Below are 4049 nucleotides of genomic sequence, written 5' to 3'. Positions count from 1 at the left end.
TACCCCGCTCCACGGATGCACACCCCGCATAACGGCGCGACGCTCAGTCCGTCACCACCAACTCAATGAACCTTCAAACAACGGCATTGGGTGCCCGGAGGAAAGTGACACACGGTGATCTCCAGGCCGGTCTCGACAGCCAGCGCGGCCAGCTCGAACTTCCAGGCCCGGGTGCGGTAGCCGTTGGAACCGCCCGCGTCCGCAGTGATCAGCAGACGGTGCGAGCGCGGGTAGGTGTCGCGCCCGACCGCGTGCCACCAGCGGCGAACGGAGGCGACGGCGAAGGCTGCGGTGTCGTGGTCGGTGCCGACGTTGACCCAGCCGGTGTCCGCGGTCAGGTCGTAGATTCCGTATGGGATCGCCTTGCCCAGATCGGCATCGGGGAAATCGTGGGTGCGAACCCGGACTGGATCACCTTCGCGACGCCACTGGTGGCCGGCGTTCTTGTAGTTGCCGACCAACTCCTTCTTTTTGGTGTCCACGCTGATCACCGGGTCTCCGGCTGCCTGGAAGTCCTTGGCCTGGTCGTTGATATAGCGGAACTGCGTATCCCGGTCTGGGTGTTGGGCACCTTCGATGGTCTTGGCGTTGCCCTGGAGACTGAAACCCTCCGCGCGCAGCACGGCCGCCACGGTGTCCGCCGAGACCGGGTGTCCCTGCCGGGTCAGCTCGGCAGCCAGGTGCCGGGTCGACTTCGTCGTCCAGCGCAGCGGCGACATCGGGTCCCCGCGTACATCTGGTTCCACCAAGGCCAGCAGCGCGGGCCGAAGGCCCGGATCCAGGTCCACCGCACGCTTGCGGCCCCCACCGGACCGGCGTACCCGCCCCAACGGCGCCTCGCCGGACTCCAGTTCCGTCACCCCGCGCGACACGGTGCCCTCCCGGACTCCGGCCGCACGAGCGACGAGCCTGATGCCCCCATGGCCCAGCGACCGTGCTTCTGCTCCTATGGCCAGCCGCCGCTGCCGCTCGTCGAGATGCGGGAACAGCGTCGCGAACTTCGCGGCCAGTGCTGCCTCGATCCCCTCCGGACTCCCCGTACCACAACAACGATCCACAGAGCCGGAAGCGACGGCTTGTTTCCCGGCAAGCCCTAACTACCCGGCCTTGGGACAGGCTCCGCACTCCCCCACGGGCGCGGTGGCCCCCAGTCGAGTTGCGGCCCGTGCCGTATGGGGCAACGGTTGAAGAGGGCGCCCCCGCATCGAATGGCGGCAGCCCCGGCACCCGCCTTGAGCCATCTGCCATCTGTGCGCGGGAGGTCGAACCACCGTGAGAAGGCACGCTTCACGCACCCGAACCGTATTGACTCTCGTCGCGGCCGGCGTTCTCTCAGCAACCCTCGTCCCCGTCACCGCGTCGCAGGCCACTGCCGTCTCGGAGTGCGACAACGCCGCGGCCTACTACGACCGGAGCCCGGGAGGGGGCACTGGCACCCTCGGGACACAGCAAGCCCTGGTCTGTCTCATCAATGCCGAACGCGCACGACATGGGCTGCCGGCGCTCACGCACAACCAGTCCCTGACGAACGCGGCGTTTCAGCACTCCGACCAGGCAGTGCGCCTGAAATGGTGGGGGCCCGGCAAGGACTCGCACACCAACCCTCAGACCGGCTCGACGCCACAGAGTCGTATCAAGGCCGCGGGCTACTGCCCGAACCCCCGGTCCTGGAAGGTCAGCGAGATCACCTACACCGGCTGGGGCGGCGGGGGCACACCCCGGGCGGCCGTCAACTGGTGGGTAAACGTCAGCACATGGGGGCACCGCCAGATCGTCCTCGACCCATCACTGAGGGAGATCGGGCGCTGGGGCCTGGGAGGCGCGGCTGATCCGGCCGGCGCCGGCGCGAGCGAAGCGGGAACCTACGTCGTGACTTTCGGAAGCTGCCAGCCAGCCTGACGAGGGAGGGTCTATCAGAGAGGGCGTTTAGCGTGGGCGAATTGCCGCTTATGGCCTAGTAGGTTCCTCGCCGGGTTGGTGTGGCCTCGTCCGTTATGCGCTCGGTGAGGTTGTCGATCGAGGCGATGTGGATCATGGCTTCGGAGCTGGCGGCGAGGGTCTCGTAGTCATGGGCGAGCCGGCGGGGCATCGTAGCCCAATCGATACTCCCCTCCACCACTCAGGGTGGTGTGCCGGGCCCAGAGTACAGCGGCAGGCGGGCAAGTCCCGGCGGAAAGCGAGGTAGGCCAGGACAGGCACGGTGATCCAGCGGCCTTGGGTATCCCGTCGCGGTGGGGCGGTGGCAAGGGCCGGTTCCAACAGGTCGCCCAGCGCATAGCCGGCGGACACGGTGTGATGTTCGACGTGGCACATCACTGCCGGTAGGCGCCTGGTGTGGCAGACGTCGACCGGGTGCACGCCAGTGCCTAATCAGATGCCCAGGAGGCCGGGTGTGCCTACGACAGCAGCCCTCGGAATTTCCGTAGCGGTCTTCTTACCCGGCGTCTGGGTTGCGTGGTGTCTTGAAAGTGTTTCCATGGAAGAGGTGTCGGCAACTGCGGGTTTCCATGCCGAGAGCGAGTCTCGGAAGGAGAACGCACCATGACGAGAATCGTGCGTCACCCGCCGGGCAAAGACCGGCCACGCAGCGCGCCGATGGCGACGCTGGAGGCGAGGCGGGCGTCGCGCCGGGTCAGGCGGTTCTTCCTCGGCCACTGGCACCATCTGACCATCCGGCTGGAGGCCCGCCGCGACACCACCCGCCCCAAGAATTGGCGCAGATGGTGGTCGTACACCAATCTGAACCGGGTTGTCTGGCTGATCCTCGCGATGCTGCTTTTCGCCTGGGTCGTTGAAGGTTTCTGGATCCTGTTCACGCACCACACGACCCCGTTCGAGGAGTGGCGGAAGAGGGCGAACACCGGGTTCGATTCCGTCCTCCGTTTCCTTGGTCCGCTCCTCGCCGCTTCGGTCGCCGCAGCGGTGTTCCTGCTCTTCTGGTACCGCTGGACCAAGGGACGCTACCTCGCCAAGGCACGCAGGCATCCGCACAAACTGGTGCGTACCGCCGGGCCGGACATCTCCGAGATCGTGGGCCGCGAGGAGGTAGTCCGGGTCATCGCCCAGCGGCTGCGGCAGCGCGAGACCCGCAGGCCCTATCTGCTGGTCGGCGGTGTCGGCACGGGCAAGACCGCTGTTCTGGTGCGGCTCACCGAACTACTGGCCCGGCAGCATGCCGTACCTGTGCCAATACGGTTGCGGGACGCCACCGGTGGCGACCTGAACTTCGAGCGTATGGCCAGGGAACGGTTCGCCGAGGAAGCGCCCCAGGGCATTCTGGCGCGCACCAAGAACGACCGGGTCTGGCAGCAGCTGCTCGCCGACGACAAGGTGGTTGTCATCGCCGACGGCCTGGAAGAGGCGGTGCTCGACGAGAGGTTCCAGGAAGACCGGGACAACATCATCCGCAAGGCCATCGAGCGCGCCCACGAGGAGAAGCTACCGCTCGTCATCGCGTCCCGGCCACACAGCCCGCTGGAGAGCACCCCCGCCGCGATTGTGGAGCTGGAACCGCTGAGCGAGGAGGATGCGCTGCGCTTCGTCGAGGCGCAGGTCCCGGAGACGGACGAACGCCGCATCGACTGGATCGTGGAGACCGCGGAGGTCACTGAATCGCCCATCTACCTGCAGATCGCCCGCGAACTGCACCACCACGGCGCCCTGGAACGCGACCGTCCGCGCAACGACGCCAACCGGCTGGATACCCGCAGCTGGGACCGCGGCACGCTGCGGCTGTGGCTGCTAGAGACGTGGCACCGTGCCGTGAGCGACGGTCGGCTGCGCGAGGACGTCGAGTTGAGTCCTCAAGAACGCAGCGACACCGTTGAGATGGTCTCCGCGCTCGCGTGCATCGGACTGCTCCAGGACAAACTGGAGGTCGGCTTCGCCGAGCTGCTGGACAGCGACGTCCATCCCCATCCGGTGCGGCGGACATGGGCCCGGGCGGACCACTTGTTGGACTTTCCCCGTGACGTTGGACACTCGATGCTTACGCCGCGAGGGCGTGTCCTTGCTCGTGCCGCTGCCGGATCTCCAGCGGGGTCAGGTAG

Annotated in this window: 2 protein-coding genes and 2 pseudogenes; 2 read left to right on the top strand and 2 right to left on the bottom strand. The window is 67.1% G+C overall.

Annotated elements, in window-relative coordinates; all coding sequences use genetic code 11:
- Window positions 1–89: 89 nt before the first annotated feature.
- Window positions 90–1010 (bottom strand): annotated as a pseudogene (locus tag AB0I73_RS40580) (ISAzo13 family transposase); the annotation flags it as partial.
- Window positions 1011–1305: 295 nt separating this feature from the next.
- On the opposite strand from AB0I73_RS40580, the gene AB0I73_RS40575 reads away from it, so the two are divergent.
- Window positions 1306–1899 carry a CAP domain-containing protein gene (locus AB0I73_RS40575; RefSeq protein ID WP_363045399.1) on the top strand — a complete coding sequence of 198 codons (594 nt, stop codon included), beginning with the start codon at window positions 1306–1308 and terminating at the stop codon, window positions 1897–1899.
- A 55-nt stretch (window positions 1900–1954) separates the two neighbouring features.
- On the opposite strand, the pseudogene AB0I73_RS40570 reads toward AB0I73_RS40575, so the two are convergent.
- Window positions 1955–2119, bottom strand: a pseudogene (locus AB0I73_RS40570) (IS5/IS1182 family transposase); the annotation flags it as partial.
- 422 nt (window positions 2120–2541) lie between these two features.
- Here AB0I73_RS40570 and AB0I73_RS40565 point away from each other — a divergent pair.
- Window positions 2542–4049, top strand: a 1508-nt coding sequence (locus AB0I73_RS40565; RefSeq protein WP_363045398.1) for an NACHT domain-containing protein, incomplete at its 3' end; no start/stop codon positions are given.

This window comes from Streptomyces sp. NPDC050388, from assembly GCF_040655635.1.
In the GTDB taxonomy this organism is placed as follows: Bacteria; Actinomycetota; Actinomycetes; order Streptomycetales; family Streptomycetaceae; genus Streptomyces.
Note: the sequence above shows the minus strand (reverse complement) of the source record. Positions and strands in the feature narration are given on the sequence as shown.